Annotated in this window: 12 protein-coding genes; 9 read left to right on the plus strand and 3 right to left on the minus strand. The window is 57.9% G+C overall.

Annotated elements, in window-relative coordinates; translation table 11 throughout:
- Window positions 1-50 precede the first annotated feature (50 nt).
- Window positions 51-992 (plus strand): AEC family transporter, encoded by a 942-nt coding sequence (locus tag ACHUE7_RS01730; protein WP_394168439.1) that lies wholly within the window; start codon window positions 51-53, stop codon window positions 990-992.
- A 118-nt stretch (window positions 993-1,110) separates the two neighbouring features.
- Here the strand turns inward: ACHUE7_RS01730 and ACHUE7_RS01735 are convergent, their stop codons facing one another.
- Complete coding sequence (locus ACHUE7_RS01735; RefSeq protein ID WP_394168440.1) at window positions 1,111-2,007, minus strand: helix-turn-helix domain-containing protein; 897 nt, start codon at window positions 2,005-2,007, stop codon at window positions 1,111-1,113.
- A 150-nt stretch (window positions 2,008-2,157) separates the two neighbouring features.
- On the opposite strand from ACHUE7_RS01735, the gene ACHUE7_RS01740 reads away from it, so the two are divergent.
- The 8 genes from ACHUE7_RS01740 to ACHUE7_RS01775 all read left to right on the plus strand — a co-directional run bounded on the left by ACHUE7_RS01740 (window position 2,158) and on the right by ACHUE7_RS01775 (window position 11,687).
- Window positions 2,158-3,609 (plus strand): aldehyde dehydrogenase, encoded by a 1,452-nt coding sequence (locus ACHUE7_RS01740; RefSeq protein ID WP_394168441.1) that lies wholly within the window; start codon window positions 2,158-2,160, stop codon window positions 3,607-3,609.
- Window positions 3,610-3,704: 95 nt separating this feature from the next.
- Entirely contained in the window at window positions 3,705-4,904 is a 1,200-nt protein-coding gene (locus ACHUE7_RS01745) for an amino acid ABC transporter substrate-binding protein (protein ID WP_394168442.1), read from the plus strand.
- 112 nt (window positions 4,905-5,016) lie between these two features.
- Complete coding sequence (locus ACHUE7_RS01750; protein WP_394168443.1) at window positions 5,017-5,883, plus strand: branched-chain amino acid ABC transporter permease; 867 nt, start codon at window positions 5,017-5,019, stop codon at window positions 5,881-5,883.
- A complete protein-coding gene (locus tag ACHUE7_RS01755; RefSeq protein ID WP_394168444.1) occupies window positions 5,880-6,830 on the plus strand; it encodes a branched-chain amino acid ABC transporter permease in 951 nt (316 codons plus the stop codon). Before ACHUE7_RS01750 ends, ACHUE7_RS01755 begins: the two co-directional genes overlap by 4 nt.
- Complete coding sequence (locus tag ACHUE7_RS01760) at window positions 6,823-7,557, plus strand: ABC transporter ATP-binding protein (RefSeq protein WP_394168445.1); 735 nt, start codon at window positions 6,823-6,825, stop codon at window positions 7,555-7,557. The genes ACHUE7_RS01755 and ACHUE7_RS01760 overlap by 8 nt, the downstream gene beginning before the upstream one ends.
- Window positions 7,550-8,677 carry an ABC transporter ATP-binding protein gene (locus ACHUE7_RS01765; protein WP_394168446.1) on the plus strand — a complete coding sequence of 376 codons (1,128 nt, stop codon included), beginning with the start codon at window positions 7,550-7,552 and terminating at the stop codon, window positions 8,675-8,677. Before ACHUE7_RS01760 ends, ACHUE7_RS01765 begins: the two co-directional genes overlap by 8 nt.
- A gap of 2 nt (window positions 8,678-8,679) precedes the next feature.
- Window positions 8,680-10,137 carry an aldehyde dehydrogenase family protein gene (locus ACHUE7_RS01770; protein ID WP_394168447.1) on the plus strand — a complete coding sequence of 486 codons (1,458 nt, stop codon included), beginning with the start codon at window positions 8,680-8,682 and terminating at the stop codon, window positions 10,135-10,137.
- A 95-nt stretch (window positions 10,138-10,232) separates the two neighbouring features.
- Window positions 10,233-11,687 carry a flotillin family protein gene (locus ACHUE7_RS01775; protein WP_394168448.1) on the plus strand — a complete coding sequence of 485 codons (1,455 nt, stop codon included), beginning with the start codon at window positions 10,233-10,235 and terminating at the stop codon, window positions 11,685-11,687.
- A 72-nt stretch (window positions 11,688-11,759) separates the two neighbouring features.
- Here the strand turns inward: ACHUE7_RS01775 and ACHUE7_RS01780 are convergent, their stop codons facing one another.
- Window positions 11,760-13,406, minus strand: a complete 1,647-nt coding sequence (locus tag ACHUE7_RS01780; RefSeq protein ID WP_394168449.1) for a sulfatase-like hydrolase/transferase — start codon at window positions 13,404-13,406, stop codon at window positions 11,760-11,762.
- A gap of 4 nt (window positions 13,407-13,410) precedes the next feature.
- The gene (locus tag ACHUE7_RS01785; protein WP_394168450.1) at window positions 13,411-15,375 is read right to left on the minus strand and encodes a TRAP transporter permease; all 1,965 of its coding nucleotides are present in this window, start codon (window positions 15,373-15,375) and stop codon (window positions 13,411-13,413) included.
- Window positions 15,376-15,447: the final 72 nt, after the last annotated feature.

The following is a 15,447-nucleotide window of genomic DNA, read 5'->3' on the forward strand; positions in this document are numbered from 1 at the left end:
ACTAGCCAATACCGCCAACCTGCACACAACCGCCCGGGTGATTTTCCGCCATGCAAGACATTTCCGTATTTAACGTCATCGTTCCGATTTTTATGGTCATCGGCATCGGCTACCTGGCGGTGCGCACCGAACTGATGCCCAAATCAGTGATTCCGGGCATGGGCCGTTTCGTGCTGTATTTTTGCTTGCCAGCGCTGATTTTTACCACCCTGACCACGACTTCGATCGTCACCGCCATCACGCCCTATTATCTGATTGCCTATGGCGCGGGCTCACTGCTGGCGTATCTGCTTGGCTTTGCTTTTTCAAAAGGCGTGTCGAAATCCACGACCTCTGAAGCCGGCTTGAATGCGCTTGGCATGAGCCTGAGTAACAGTGCTTTTGTCGGCTATCCGGTTTTGTTGCAGGTATTCGGTACCTTGCCTGCGGCTGCGTTTACCATGACCTTGCTGGTTGAAAACCTGCTGATCATGCCGCTCGCGCTCATGGTGCTGGAGCTGTCGCGCGCTTTGTCTGAAGGGGGCAGCGCTCGTCAGGTAATCAGCAGTTTTGTGCGCCGACTGGTAACTCAACCGATCTTGCTGGCCATTGTGTTCGGCAGCCTTTTCAGCCTGACCGGGTTGAGGTTGCCGGATGTCGTGTCGAGCGGTCTGGGTTTTCTGGCCAATGCCTCGGCCGGTGTGGCGTTGTTTGTCATCGGCGGCTCGCTGGTAGGCATCAGTATAAAAGGCGATGTCTGGAAAATCAGTTGGGTCACGGTGGGCAAGCTCTGTATTCATCCCCTGCTGGTCGCTCTGATGATCTGGCTGTTGCCGCCGTTCGACCGCCAGTTACAGGTCATTGCGATTCTGATCGCCTCAATGCCCATGCTCAGTATCTATCCGGTCGTTGCCGGCAATTACCTCGACCCGGCCCGCTACGCGGCGACACTGGTTGTAGCGACGCTCATGTCTTTTGTATCAATCTCAATCGTTCTTGCGGTGTTGTTTTAGGAGAAAGCTAAGAGCTTCGAGCTATGAGCTGCGAGTAAAAGACAACCCCAATGCTAACAGCTCGAAGCTCGAAGCTCGAAGCTAACAGCTCATAACTCGCAGCTCACAGCTTTCCTTTTCACGGCCACGCCGCGAACGTCGTGTCTTCACTCGGTGCCTGCTTGCGAATTTTTCGGCGCCAGGTGCCGGGGGCATCGATCATGTGTCGTTTAAAAAACCGATTGAAGTAGGCCGGGTCTTTGAAGCCCAGCCCGTAAGCCACTTCGGCGACCGACAGCGGTGAATGCGCCAGGCGCTGGCAGGCTTCGCTGATCAGTTTGCGTTGAATGATCATACTCGGGGTCTGGCTAACGTCTTTGTGGGTGGCGAATTCGAGTCGTCGTTCACTGACCCCCATGTGCCGGGTGTAATCGGACACCTTCCAGTGATCGCGAAAGTGCAGTTCGATCAGCCCCAGAAAACGCTGAAACAGGGTTGAGCGAATCAGGTCGGTCTCGGGTGCGATTGACTGTTCTGCATGCTGGCGATGTATGAGTGCCAGCAGGGTGGTCAGTTGCGCAGCAACGACGGTCTGTGCGCCCGGTTCGTTGTCGGACAGCTCAGCGCGAATGGCACTGAAACAGGGCGATAAGCGATCCAGCAATACATCGTCAGTCAGTGGCAGTTCGTGCAATGCATCGGCCATTGAACGGAAGGGCACCTGCGCATCCAGGGTACGGCTGACCGCAGGAATCAACCAGTCTTCCGACACCGTTAACAGCACACCATGGCTGCCTGCGGCAAAGTCACACCCCAGCATCATACCGGCCGGTGCCCACAGCAAGGTGGGTGCCACAAGCTCAAGATGCTCCCCTTTGAAACGCACCTTCCCACGGCCCGACAACAGCAGGATGCACTGGGCGAAATGGCGCCAGTCCTGTTTGGGGGCCGTCCAGGTCAGGGCGGTTCTGGGGTAGGTGATGTCCACCAGGTCCAGGTGCCGCTGTATCGGCTGTTGCAGCGCTGAATCGTTCATTAATTAACCTCTTTGTTGGGCTAATGTACAATTTTTTGTTGTAAAAGTGCAATGCAAAGCAGTTCCACCTTGTTCTCCTTTTGACTATCGTTCATCCATCAAAGCGCCTAATGCTTCGATCCCATATAAAAACTACTCGAGGATCGCACCATGTTTGACGTTGCCATGCTGGTTAATAACCAGCCGACGCCCGCACACAACAACCGTGTGTTTGAATGCAAAAATCCGATTACCGGCGAGGTCGTCACCCGGGCGGCGGCGGCCACTGTTGCCGATGCGCGTGCCGCTGCCGATGCCGCTGCCGAAGCGTTTCCGGTCTGGTCTGAGATGTCACCGAATGAACGCCGAACCGTGCTGTTGAAAGCCGCTGACTGCCTGGCCGCGAAAGCAGACCAGGCAGCGCAAACGGTGATGCAGGAAATGGGTGCGACGCCGATGTGGGGTGGTTTTAATATTCATCTGGCTTCGTCGATGCTGCGCGAAGCCGCCGCCATGACGACACAGCTGACCGGTGAAATTGTACCCTCCGATGTACCCGGTATGACCGCCATGGCCGTGCGACAGCCGGTCGGTGTTGTGCTGGGCATTGCGCCCTGGAATGCGCCCATTATTTTAGGCGTTCGGTCCATTGCCATGCCGTTGGCCTGTGGCAACACGGTTGTGTTCAAGGCCTCGGAAATTTGCCCGGCGACGCATCAGTTAATCGTTGAAGCACTGGTCGAAGCCGGTGCGCCAGCCGGTGTCGTCAACATGGTAACCAACGCTCCGGAAGACGCGCCCGACATTGTTAAAGCATTGATTGAACACCCGGCCATTCGCCGCGTGAACTTCACCGGTTCGACCAGAGTGGGGCGCATTATCGCGCGGTTGTGTGCTGAACAATTGAAGCCCGCTTTGCTGGAGCTCGGTGGCAAGGCGCCGATGGTGGTGCTGGATGATGCCAATGTCGATGCCGCCGTAAACGCAGCGGCCTTTGGTGCCTACATGAACCAGGGCCAGATCTGTATGTCGACCGAACGGCTGATCGTGACACCTGGGATCGCCGACGAACTTGTCGACAAGCTGGCCGCTAAGGTTCAAACCATCAAAGCAGCTGCGCCTGAATCGCAAACCGACATTCTGGGCGCGGTGGTTAATCAGGCAGCACTGGATCGGCTCAACCGGTTGATTGCCGATGCGGAAAAGAAAGGCGGCCAGATTCTGGCTGGCGGGCAATCGGATTCGGTGCTGATGGATGCCACCCTGATCGACGGGGTGACGCGTTCAATGCAGGTTTACAAGGAAGAATCGTTCGGGCCGCTGTTGTCGATCATTCGCGCGCAGGATGAAGAAGACGCCATTCGCATTGCCAACGACAGCGACTATGGCCTGTCATCAGCGGTCTTCAGTCAGGATTACAACCGCGCCATGGCCGTGGCCAAACGCATCGACAGCGGCATCTGCCACATCAACAGCCCTACCGTTCAGGACGAAGCCCAAATGCCATTTGGCGGCGTCAAAGACAGTGGCTATGGCCGCTTTGGCAGCAAGGCCGCCATTGCAGAGTTTACCGAATTGCGTTGGGTGACCAACCAGGCGGGCGACCGGCATTATCCGTTTTAGTGAGACATTCCCAATAACAAATACCCCATTAAGTACAGCTCACTCCGGTGAGCCAGTTGCACGACCAAAACAACGATAAAAAAGAGGTACGACCCATGAAAATCAAAACTCTGTCCACCCTGGTGGGCGCTGTTACCCTGGCCGGTGCGGCCGTATTTTCCAGTTCTGCTCTGGCAGAAGACACTATTCGCATTGGTGCGGCAGCCCCCAAAACCGGTCCATTGGCTGGCGGCGCTGCAGTGACCTACTGGCCCAACGTAGAGCTGTGGGCGCACCAGGTTAATGAGCGTGGCGGCATTCTGCTGAGCGACGGCGAGCGCCACCCGGTCGAAATTATCGAATACGATGACCGCACCAACCCAACTGAAACCATTCGTGCGGTTCAGCGCCTGGCGACCAGTGATGGTGTTGATTTTATCATCCCGCCTTATGGCACCGGTATGGCACTGGCCACCGCGCCGATCTTCGACCGCCTCGGTTACCCGATGATCAACGTAACCGCTATTACCGACCAGACCGATGCGCTGACCGATCGCTATGACGGTGTGTTTTTCACCCTTGGCAAAACTACGCCACTGGCCCAGGGCATTGCTCGCCTGGCTGCTGACATGAAAGCCAATGGCGAAGTGGGTGATCGCCTGGCCATGGTGAACGTGGCCGATGCGTTCGGTATTGAACTGGCCGAAGCGGCGCGCGGTATTTTTGAAGAAGCGGGTTTCGAGATTGTGTACAGCACCTCCTACCCACCGACGATTCAGGATGTGACGCCGATTATCAACTCAGCTTTGGATGCCGACCCTGATTTGTTCGTGGCGTTCTCCTACCCGCCCGACACCTTTGCTCTGACCGAGCAGGCGCAGGTGTCTGGCCTGATGGATGAAGTTGACGTGTTTTATACCGCCGTGGCCAACGCTTTCCCGGCTTACCGCAATCGCTTCGGTGACAGCATCAACGGTGTTTATGGCGTCGGTGGTGTGAACCCGGAAGACCCGGCCTTTGTCGAATACAAGGAAGCGCATATGGAAGTCACCGGTGCCGAGCCGGATTACTGGGCCAGTGCCGTCATGTATTCCTCGTTGCAGGTGCTCGAGCAAGCCATCGAAGGCGTGGGCACGCTGGACCGTCAGGCGGTGACCGAGTATCTGAAGAACAACAGCTTCGATACCGTGATGGGCGAATGGACCTTCGAAAACCAGCAGATCACCAACTACTGGACGGTTGGCCAATGGCAGAACGGCGACTTCTATGGCCTGGGCTCCACCGAGGGCATGGACGGAACAGCCGACCCGATGTAATACGGGTCGCGGCGCAACCGGAGGCTCATCTCATTTGGCTCTCCGGTTGCAAGTCCACTCTGGTCTTTCGTTTTAATCGCATTTCTTACGGGCCTCTTCAGGTAGTTTAGCTATGCAAATCTTAATCACGGGGATCTTCCTCGGGGGCGTGTACGCCATTATTGCAGTGGGCTTGTCGCTGCAGTACGGCGTGTCCCGAATCATGAATCTGGCGGTCGGTGAAATGCTGGTGGCGGGTGCTTTTGCGGCTTTCTGGTTCAGCACGGCCCAGAGCCTGAACCCTTATTTGTCACTGTTGGTGGTGATACCGGTGGCTTTCTGTGCCAACTGGCTGATTTACCGGTATCTGTTATTGCCGCTGGTGCGCCGTGCCAAAACGCGGGGCCAGCTGGAGGTAGATTCCATTCTGGTCACCTTTGGCCTCAGCTTCACCCTGGTGGGTATTTTTCTGTGGGCTTTTGGTGGCCAGTTTTTCAATTACAGTTTCTTGTCGGTACCGGTCGAGATTTTCGACTCGCGCTACGGGCAAAACCGGGTGCTGGCTTTTGTCATTGCCTTTGTGGTGTGTGCGGCCCTGTGGATCTGGCTGAACCACACTCGCTCGGGATTGTCGATGCGCGCCATTTCGGTCGATACCCGCGCCGCCAGCCTGGTGGCCATTGATGTGGAAAAATCCTCGAACTTTGCCTTTGCACTCGGGGGTGCCATTGCTGCGACCGGTGGCATGGTGCTCAGTACCTTTTTAACCTTCGATGCCTCCATCGGCATTGTGTTCACGTTGAAAGCGCTGGTCATTGTGATCATGGGCGGCGTGGGTGATATTCGCGGCGCCATCGTGGCCGCTTTGGTGCTTGGCATTACCGAGACCGTTGTTGCCCGGTTGATTGACCCCGGCCTCACGCTGGCGGCTGCTTACGTCCTGTTTCTGTTAATTCTGCTGTTTCGTCCCCAGGGCTTGTTCGGGAGGGCGCAAACATGAAGTTGACGCAAACCGATGTCTGGCGGGGCGTGGCGATACTGCTGGTGTTTTTTGTGCTCGCCTGGCTACCGGCGGTGCCGGGTGCCGACGGATGGCTGTCGATCGTGGTGCCGATCACCATGTACACCGTGTTGGCCACTTCCTGGGCTATTTTCTCAGGCCCGACACACTATGTATCGCTGGCCACCGCCGCCTTCTTTGGCGTGGGCAGTTACACCCTGGCGCTTGGTCTTGAGAGTGTGCCGTATCCGTTGCTGTTGTTGATGGCGGCAGTGCTTGGTGGCGTGATGGCGGCGCTGGTTGGCTGGGCCACGCTGCGATTGTCGGGTGTGTATTTTGTGATTTTCACACTGGGCCTGGCCGAACTGATTCGACAGGTGTTTACCTGGTATCAGAACAACATGGGCGGCACCCGGGGCAGTTATGTGTTCACTGACTTCACCGACGCCCACATTTACTGGCAGTTGCTGGCACTGGCGTTGCTGGTGTATCTGGTCGGTTGGCTGATCAACCGTTCGCGTCTTGGCTTTGCCATTCGCATCATCGGCGGTGATGAGTCGGTCGCCAAACACAGCGGTATCAATGTCGCCTGGTCGAAGATCGTGTTGTTTATGGTGTCCGGCTCGGTGGCGGCGGTGGTAGGTGCCATTCTGGCCCCGCGCTTCGTCTACATCGAACCGGCCATGGCCTTTAACCCTCAGTTGTCCTTTATGGTAGTGATCATGGCCTTGCTGGGCGGAACCCAACGGTTGTGGGGCCCCCTGATGGGCGCCATCCCCTTTGCGCTGGTGTGGGAAATCATTGCCTCCAACTTCCCGGCTCAAACCACTTTGTTGATGGGTCTGGCCTTTTTGCTGGTGGTGTTTTACATCCCCAACGGCATCAGCGGCGTGTTGCTTCGCTGGTATCACCAGGCGCGAGCCAGGCAGGGGGTGAGCCATGAGTAGTGCGGTATTGCTTGAAGTGCGCAAGGTGGTAAAACGCTTTGGCGGGCTGGTGGCCATTAACGGCGTCAGTTTCGATGTGCACGAACACGAAGTACTGGGGCTGATTGGCCCGAACGGTTCCGGTAAAACCACCATGATGAACCTGATCTCCGGCGCGCTGCCGGCGACCGATGGTTACATCGCCATGGACGACAAACTGCTGACCGATCTGCCAACGCGCAAGATTGCCCGCGCCGGTATTGCCCGAACCTTTCAACTGGTGAAGGTGATTCCGTCGATGACGGTGCTCGAAAACGTCATGGCCGGTGCCGTCTTTGGCCACAAAAAACTCTGGGGCCATGCGTTGGCGGTCTATGCCGAACGCCAGCTGGAACGCGTTGGTCTTTTTGGTGTTTCGCACAAGCTAACGGCCGATCTGACCTACATCGATCAGAAGCGGGTCGAGCTTGCCCGGGCGCTAGCCTCCGACCCCAAGGTGATTCTGCTTGATGAGTGGCTGGCGGGGCTGAACCCGACCGAGCTGCAAACCGGTATTGAACTGATTCGCTCGCTGCGTGACGACGGGCGTACGGTGATTCTGGTGGAGCATGTCATGGATGCCATTCGTAGCCTGTGTGACCGCTGCGTAGTGATGAGCACCGGTAACATCATTGCCCAGGGTACACCCGCCGAAGTGCTGGCAGATCCGCAGGTTATCGAAGCCTATCTGGGAGAAGACTATGAGTGATTCGCAGGGTCTTCAGGTCACCGGCGTCAGCGTCGCTTACGGAAAGCACCAGGCGCTGGACAACGTGTCTATCTCGGTCGCACCCGGTGAGATCGTGGTGATTCTCGGGGCGAATGGCGCAGGCAAGAGCTCGTTGCTGGGCACCATTTCCGGTTTGGTCGATCGCAGTGCCGGGTCAGTCACCATTAATGGCACCGCCACCGCAGGCTATAAAGCACATCAGGTTGTTGCCGCTGGTTTGGCCCTGGTGCCGGAAGGTCGGGGCATCTTTGGCGACCTGACTGTTGAAGAAAACCTCACCCTCGGCGCCTATTCAAAATTCGCCCGTGAGCGTGAAGAAACGCAACGCCAACTGGTCTATCAGTTGTTCCCGAAACTCATCGAGCGACGCCAGCAAATTGCGCGCACCATGAGTGGTGGTGAACAGCAAATGGTCGCCATTGGCCGTGCCATGATGTCGGCACCGGGCATTCTGATGCTCGATGAACCGTCATTGGGGTTGTCGCCCCTGCTGGCCAGCGATGTGTTCAAAACCCTGAAAAAGGTCCGGGAAACCGGGCTGGGCATCCTGCTGGTTGAACAGAACGCCAAACAGAGTTTGTCGATTGCCGACCGCGGTTATTTGCTGGAAAACGGGCGCATTACCGCCGAAGACAACGCGCAGAACCTGTTGAATGATCCGGCTGTGCGCGAGGCTTACCTGGGTGGCGCGGGCAGTAAAGAAGCGCCCGTGACTCAGCACACAAAACCCGCAGCTGATCACACGGGCGAGTCGGTTTCGGTCAACCGGCCGGCGGCGTCAGTACCCGGCCACATTCAACCGGCAGGGCTCGACAAACGGGCTCCTCTGGCATCCGATCGTTTGGCCGGTGGCAACATTCAGGACTGGATACGCAGTGCCGAGGTGTTGCAACGCACCGCCTGGCAAACCGGCGTGCGCGCCAACCGCAGAGTGATCGCCGGGCCGAGCGACAACACGTCCGGTAGCCTGGCCGATATGCTGGCGCGAATGGAACAGGCCGCCCGGCGTTCGTCGGCCGACGGCGATACATCAACCAGCGATTCATCAAACAATGATCTATCAAATAATGATTTATCAAACAACAACCGGGGTGGTTAACCATGCATCCGTTTAAGGGCAATTACATCGGCGGCCAGTGGGTGCCCACCGACCGCACCTTTAATGACATCAATCCGTCTACCGGTGACATCTGGGGCAAGGCACCGGATTCCGGCGTAGCCGAAACCCGCGCCGCGATTCGCGCCGCTCAGGAAGCCTTCCCGGCCTGGCGTGATTTACCCTACACCGAACGCTCGGCCTACATGCTGAAAGTGGCGGACATTTTCGAGAAGCGCAAACCCGACATCGTGAAAGCCGTGCAAGCTGAAGGCGGTGGCTGGTTTGGCAAGGGCATGTTTGAAGTGGGCTATACCGCCGGAGTTTTCCGCGCGGCGGCCGCCATGAATTACAACGCGATCGGTGAAGTGTTGCCCTCCGAATACGGCAAGGTCAGCATGGCCATGCGCCAGCCCATGGGCGTGGTGACCGTGATCAGCCCCTGGAACATGCCGCTGATTCTGACCTCGCGCGGTTTGTCGTTTCCCTGTGCGACCGGCAATACCATAGTGCTGAAGCCCTCGGAAGATACGCCATACGTGGGCGGACTGATGTTCGCAGAGATATTCGAGGAAGCTGGCGTGCCACCCGGTGTGTTGAATGTCGTGACGTGCTCGCGGGAATCGGTGACGGCGGTTGGTGACGAGCTGATTGAAAACCCGGCGGTCAAGGGCATTTCCTTTACCGGTTCAACCCCGGTGGGTCGCTTTATCGCGGCCAAGGCCGGAGCGCATTTGAAGAAAGCCTGTGTCGAACTCGGTGGTAAGGATTCGCTGATTGTCTGTGACGACGCCGATATGGAGCGGGCGTTGTCGGCCGCCAACTTCGGCAGCTTCATGCACCAGGGCCAAATCTGCATGTCAGTAGAAAAAGTACTGGTGCACGAAAAAATCTACGATGAGTTTCTGCGCAAGTTCATCGCCCGGGCGGCAAAGCTGAAAATGGGCGACACCACAACCGATCCGTCGAATGTGATCGGGCCACTGATTAATGACCGCCAGGCGGCTCGTGTAAAAGACCAGATCGACGACGCGGTGGCCAAAGGCGCGAAAGTGGTTCTGGGTGGCGGTGTTCAGGGGCGTTTTGTCGAGCCGACGATCATGACCGGCGTCACGCCGGATATGAAGCTCTATCAGGATGAAACCTTCGGCCCGGTGGTGCCGGTGATTCCGTTCTCGACCGACGACGAAGCCATCGCCATTGCCAATGACACCGAATACGGCCTGTCATCCGGCATCATCACCGCCAATGAAGAACGGGCGTTGCACATGGCCCGGCTGCTGGAAACCGGCTCCTGCCACGTGAACTGTTCATCGATCAACGATGAACCCCACGTGCCCTTTGGTGGCTCCAAGGCGTCTGGTCTGGGTAACCATGGCGGTCGCTGGTCAGTCGAAACCTTTTCACAAACCCGCTGGATCACACTGGACCGGGGCGGTCGTCCCTACCCGCCAGTGTTCTGATACCGCACTTAACCGCATGGCCCGGCAGGCTTCGGAATGTCGGGCGTTTGGGAGACTTACAATGAACAATAACAAGCGTCAGTGGGAGATTGGGCATGGCTAACGCTATTATCTGGGTGATTCTGGGCCTGATCGTTCTGGCCATTGTCATCGCCATTCTGGCTAAATTCTATCAACGTGGAACCCGGGAGGTGAGCCTGGTACGCACCGGTCTCGGTGGCCGCAAGGTATCGCTCGACGGTGGCGTACTCGCTATTCCGTACTTCAACAACGTCGCCCGGGTGAACATGCAGACGCTGCGCCTGGAAGTGAAACGCGCCGGCAATGCCTCACTGATTACCCAGGATAAACTGCGGGTCGATGTGGGCGTCGAGTTTTACGTGTCGGTCATCGACACCGAAGAAGGCGTATCACGGGCCGCGCAAACGCTCGGTAACCGCACCTTCGATGCCGGCAAATTGTGTGACCTGATTGAAGGCAAGCTGATCGACGCGCTGCGTTCGGTGGCTGCGCGGTTCACCATGGACGACCTGCACGAGAAGCGTGGCGACTTCGTGCGCCAGGTAAAAGAGCTGCTGGAACCGACGATGACCAGCAACGGCCTGGCGCTTGAAAGCGTGTCGCTGACCGACATGGACCAGACCCCGTTTGACGCGCTCGATGAAAACAACGCCTTCAACGCCGCCGGCATGCGCAAGCTCTCCGAGCTGATCGCCCGGTCGCGCAAAGAACGCGCCGATATCGACGCCGATGCCGAGGTAGCGGTGCGCCAGTCGGCATTAACCCTGGCCAAACGCAAACTCGATTTCGACCTCGAAGAAGCCCAGGCACGCATTCAGCAAACCCAGCAGATGGAAGTGTTGAAGGCTCGCCAAATGGCCGAAGTCGCCGCCTATAAAGCGGAAAGCGAACGCGCCATTGCCACCAGCCAGATCGAGATGGAACGCGCCATTCGCGAAGCCACCCTGAAGCGGGATATCGAGCTGCATGAGAAGCAGCGAGAAGAGCGCGAGTCGCAGATTAAGCTGGAAGAAACCGAAGCGAAGGTCATTGCTGCCAAAGATAAAGTGGCGACTGGCAAAGCCGTCAGCGATGCCGAGCGCGCCAAGAAAGTGGCAACGCTTCAGGCTGAAGAAGCCGCTGCCACCCGAGTCGCCAGTGCCAATGCGCACCAGGCTGAACTGCTGGCCGAAGCGGAAGGTCGCCGCGCCATGGTTGCTGCCGAAAACGGCATGAGTGATAGCCTGATGGCGATGAAAACTGAAGCATCCCGACTGCAGGCATTACCTGACATTGTTGCGCAAATGGTGAAGCCGGCCGAGAAAATCGAGTCGATTAAGATTCACCAGATCACCGGCTTGGGGCAGCCGCTGGGCAGCGATGGTAATCGCGTTGGCGAGCGGCCCGCTGTCAATCAGGCGCTCGACAGCATCATGAGCATGGCGGTGCAATTGCCGGCGTTGAAGAAGCTGGGTGAAGAGCTGGGCGTGAGTTTCGATTCCAGTCTGGATGCTGTGCGCAGTGGCAACCGGGATGAGTTGCATAAATAATCGATGCGCTGACGGTACAAAAAAGGCAGGTCGGGAGAACTGCCTTTTTTTTAGCTGAAACCCTCTGCTGGGTTACTTCACCCCAATACTCAACGGCGGTTTCATTGCCTCCGGCACCGATTCCCGATCCCAGAATCCGATCAGAATCCCCTGACGCCGGGACAAGCCGTTGGCGTTCTGTTCCATTTCACGGCTGACTGCGCGACGATTGTGCAAGGTTGCGCTCCAGTCGAGCAATTGATCGCGCAGGGCACGTCGTACATTCTGGTAACCCGGGTCACGCCCGAGGTCGACCAGTTCGTCCGGATCATTGTGCAGGTCGAACAACATGTCGGGAAAGCCCGGGCAATGCACCAGTTTGTGACGACCGTTGAACGCCATGGTCATACGGGCGGCCAGTGCATCGACACCCAACTGCGCGGCGACGGGAAGGCGACCGTAGTCGTCTTCAGCGACGATAAACTCACGTTCAAACGGGCTGGGTAACTGGTGCAGAAAAGGCAATAGCGAATGCCCCTCCAATCGGTGTTCGTGCCTGATAATCTCGCCACCCGCACATTCAATCAGTGTTGGCAGCACATCAATGGCACCCACCAGCGCATCGCATTGCTGGCCACGCGTTACATTGGCTTCCTCGCGGGGGTCGACAACGATCAGTGGCAATTTAACCGAAGGCTGATGAAACAGATCCTTCTCACCCAGCCAGTGATCACCCAGATAGTCACCATGGTCGGCGGTCAGTACGATCAGCGTATTGTCGGTGAGGCCTTTGGCGTCCAGGTGGTCCAGAATGCGACCGATGTGGTCGTCCACTTCTTTCACCAGACCGAAGTAAGCCGGTAGAACGTGCGCGCGTTTTTCATCGTCGCTGAATGTCTGGCTGACGCCCAGTTGCATGAATTGCCGGTAAATCGGATGCGGGTCCTGATGCTCTGATTCCGACTTCACGGCCGGCCCAAAGTCGGCATCCCGGTACAGGGAGTGATACGGGTCTGGAGCAATGCACGGCCAGTGTGGCTTGATGTAAGACGCGTGCAGGCACCAGGCGTCATCGCCCATGTCATCGATGGTGTCTATGATACGCTTTGTCAGATAGGCGGTTTCCGAATGCTCTTTGGGAATGCGGGCGGGCCGGTGTGCGTGCTCCAGATAGAAGCCGGAGACGATATCGCCGTTTTCTTTTTCCGCCGCATTGGCCCATTCCAGCCAGGGGTTGTCACCTTCAAAACCGTTCTGGCGCAAATAGTCGTTGTAGCGTGGTTCACGTTTTGAGTATTTGCCCAGCGGGCCTTCCGGGTGCAGGCCATCGTCGTGCTCGCCCTCGGTGAAGCCAGCGTTGTACAAGCGTTGGCCGAGATCAGACTCGGGCTCAATGCCGAGCCGGTCCATGCCGTCCAGGTCCGGCTTCATGTGCGTTTTGCCCAGCAAAATAACGCGCTGGTTCAGCGGCGTTAAATAGTCGGCCAGCGTCCATTCGCTCAGGCTGAACGGCCAGTCGTTCCAGGTGGCGCCGTGCGAGCGCATGTGCAGCCCGGTGTAGAAGGAAGCGCGCGAATTGCCGCAGCTGGTGCCCTGGGTGTAGGCGTTGTTGAATCGAACCCCGCGCTTGGCCAACCGGTCGATGTTGGGGGTATCGACCACGGTATTGCCATAGCACGACAGGGCATCCCAGCGCAGCTGGTCGATCATGATGAAGAGCGTATTTTTGACGGCGTTCATTCGCTTATCCTTTGGCCAGTTGCGGGTTGGCGTTGGGTCGATGTCCGGTCTGGTGGCGGATCGCATGCACCACCAGGTGCAGCAAACCCAGCCCAAGGCAAACAATGCTCACCATCAGGTACGGCGACAGCAGCCCCAGTGCCAGCGCAAATCGAACACCGCTGTCTGGCAGAGTTAAAACGCGGCGGTCAAACCGGGCCAGGCTGCTGGTAATCAGGTACAGCGCCAGTACCAGTTGCGCGATCAGCCAGGCGTAGGCACCGAGAGAGAAATCAGCCCCTGCAGCGGCAGTCGTAAGCATTAACGGGTTGTAGGCAAACGCAAAGGGAATCAGAAACAGCACGGCGGAAATGCGTGTGCTTGCAATGGCAGTCGCCATGGGCTTACCACCGGAGATGGATGCCGCGGCGTAAGCGGCAATGGCCACCGGCGGGGTAATGACCGAAGCGACGCCAAAGAAAAACACGAACATGTGGGCGGTCAGCAGTTCCATGCCAAAGGCCTGCAAGGTGGGCCCCATCACCGAAATAATGGCGATGTAGGCGGGCAGGGTGGGCATGCCCATACCGAGCACAATGCAGCCGAGCGCGGTAATCAACAAAGCGGCCAGCAGTGAATAGTCCGAGGCATTCGACAGCAGCACCGCAAAGGTGGTGGGTATTCCAGTGGCCGCCAGCGTCGCAACAATAATGCCGACCACGGCGATGGCCATCGACAGTCGGCCAACGGTCACCCCACCATCGGCCAGGGAGGTGAGCAGCAACAGGGGCTGGCGTCTAACGGCGGGGTTCAGAAAACTCAGTACCAGCAGCAACAGGATGGCGCTGATGGAGGCACCGGCGGGCGACAGCCCCTCGATCAATAGCCAGACAATGGTGCCCAGTGGCGCCAGCAACAGCAGCAGGTTGATCCAGTCCTGGCGTTCGATGGGTTCCGGCAGGTCGCCTTCCGGTTCGGCATTGAGGCCCAGCTTCTTCGCTTCAAAATACACGGCGAGAAACAGGCTGGCGTAGTAGGCGATGGCCGGAATCATCACCGCCACGATGACGGTCAGATAGGAGACACCCACATAGTCGGCCATCACCAGTGCAGCGGCCCCCATAATGGGTGGCAGGATCTGCCCTCCGGCCGACGCCGACGATTCAAGCCCACCGGCGAAGTCGCCACTGAAACCGCGTTTGCGAATCATCGGAATGGTGACCACCCCGGTGCCGACGACGTTGGCCACGGCACTGCCGGACACGGTTCCGAACATGCCTGACGCCATGATGGCCGCATAGGCGGGCCCGCCCCTAAAGCGTTGCATCAGTGCGAAGGAAATACGAATCATCGATGAGCCGGCGCCGCAGCCTTCCAGTATGCCGCCGAGAATAATAAAGGGCAGAACGGTCGATAGGATGACCGCGAAAATGGAGCCGACCACGCCGTTGTCGCTGCCGAACCAGAGGTTGGCGGCCAGGCGGTCCATGGCGTTGCCACCTGCGGTTTGCAGTACCCCGGGCCAGTACTCGCCGGTGCCGAGATACAAGACGGCGATCAGCCCGATGATGGCGATTGGCGCGCCCCAGAGCCGCCAGCAAATAACGGTCGCCACCAGAACGGCCATCAGCGCGGTGAGGCCATCCCAGGTGGTGAAGAACATGATCGACATTTCCATGATCTGAGCGACTTGAAAATAACGGATGCTGCTGTACACCGTCAGGGCGATCAGAGTCAGGTCGAAGAGGATGCGTGGTGTCGACGGCACGCTGTTGATCAGTGCCTGTTCGCGCCACAGATACAAGATCCCGATGATCACACACAGGGTAAAAAAGAATGGCCGGAACCACTGAAGTTCAAAGGGCCCCAGACGCGGCAGAAAACCGTAGCTGGGCAGCACATTAATCAGGCCAACCAGCGCCAGCAGTCCGCCGACGACCCAGAGGGCGTATTGCAAACGATTGGCTAGCGTCATGGACGGTGTCGACATGGGAAAGTCCTCCGGGCGCCCGGGATCAGGCACCCTGGTTTAACAGGCGGCGCGGTCTGACGACCGCACCGG

This window comes from Saccharospirillum alexandrii (genome assembly GCF_043641555.1).
GTDB lineage: Bacteria > Pseudomonadota > Gammaproteobacteria > Pseudomonadales > Natronospirillaceae > Saccharospirillum > Saccharospirillum alexandrii_A.

What these genes read in the sequence shown, in the direction of transcription:
- ACHUE7_RS01785 (WP_394168450.1), bottom strand. Translation starts at nt 15,375, where the DNA reads ATGTCGACACCGTCCATGACGCTAGCCAATCGTTTGCAATACGCCCTC.
- ACHUE7_RS01730 (WP_394168439.1), top strand. Translation starts at nt 51, where the DNA reads ATGCAAGACATTTCCGTATTTAACGTCATCGTTCCGATTTTTATGGTC.
- ACHUE7_RS01780 (WP_394168449.1), bottom strand. Translation starts at nt 13,406, where the DNA reads ATGAACGCCGTCAAAAATACGCTCTTCATCATGATCGACCAGCTGCGC.
- ACHUE7_RS01735 (WP_394168440.1), bottom strand. Translation starts at nt 2,007, where the DNA reads ATGAACGATTCAGCGCTGCAACAGCCGATACAGCGGCACCTGGACCTG.
- ACHUE7_RS01760 (WP_394168445.1), top strand. Translation starts at nt 6,823, where the DNA reads ATGAGTAGTGCGGTATTGCTTGAAGTGCGCAAGGTGGTAAAACGCTTT.
- ACHUE7_RS01740 (WP_394168441.1), top strand. Translation starts at nt 2,158, where the DNA reads ATGTTTGACGTTGCCATGCTGGTTAATAACCAGCCGACGCCCGCACAC.
- ACHUE7_RS01750 (WP_394168443.1), top strand. Translation starts at nt 5,017, where the DNA reads ATGCAAATCTTAATCACGGGGATCTTCCTCGGGGGCGTGTACGCCATT.
- ACHUE7_RS01770 (WP_394168447.1), top strand. Translation starts at nt 8,680, where the DNA reads ATGCATCCGTTTAAGGGCAATTACATCGGCGGCCAGTGGGTGCCCACC.
- ACHUE7_RS01745 (WP_394168442.1), top strand. Translation starts at nt 3,705, where the DNA reads ATGAAAATCAAAACTCTGTCCACCCTGGTGGGCGCTGTTACCCTGGCC.
- ACHUE7_RS01765 (WP_394168446.1), top strand. Translation starts at nt 7,550, where the DNA reads ATGAGTGATTCGCAGGGTCTTCAGGTCACCGGCGTCAGCGTCGCTTAC.
- ACHUE7_RS01775 (WP_394168448.1), top strand. Translation starts at nt 10,233, where the DNA reads ATGGCTAACGCTATTATCTGGGTGATTCTGGGCCTGATCGTTCTGGCC.
- ACHUE7_RS01755 (WP_394168444.1), top strand. Translation starts at nt 5,880, where the DNA reads ATGAAGTTGACGCAAACCGATGTCTGGCGGGGCGTGGCGATACTGCTG.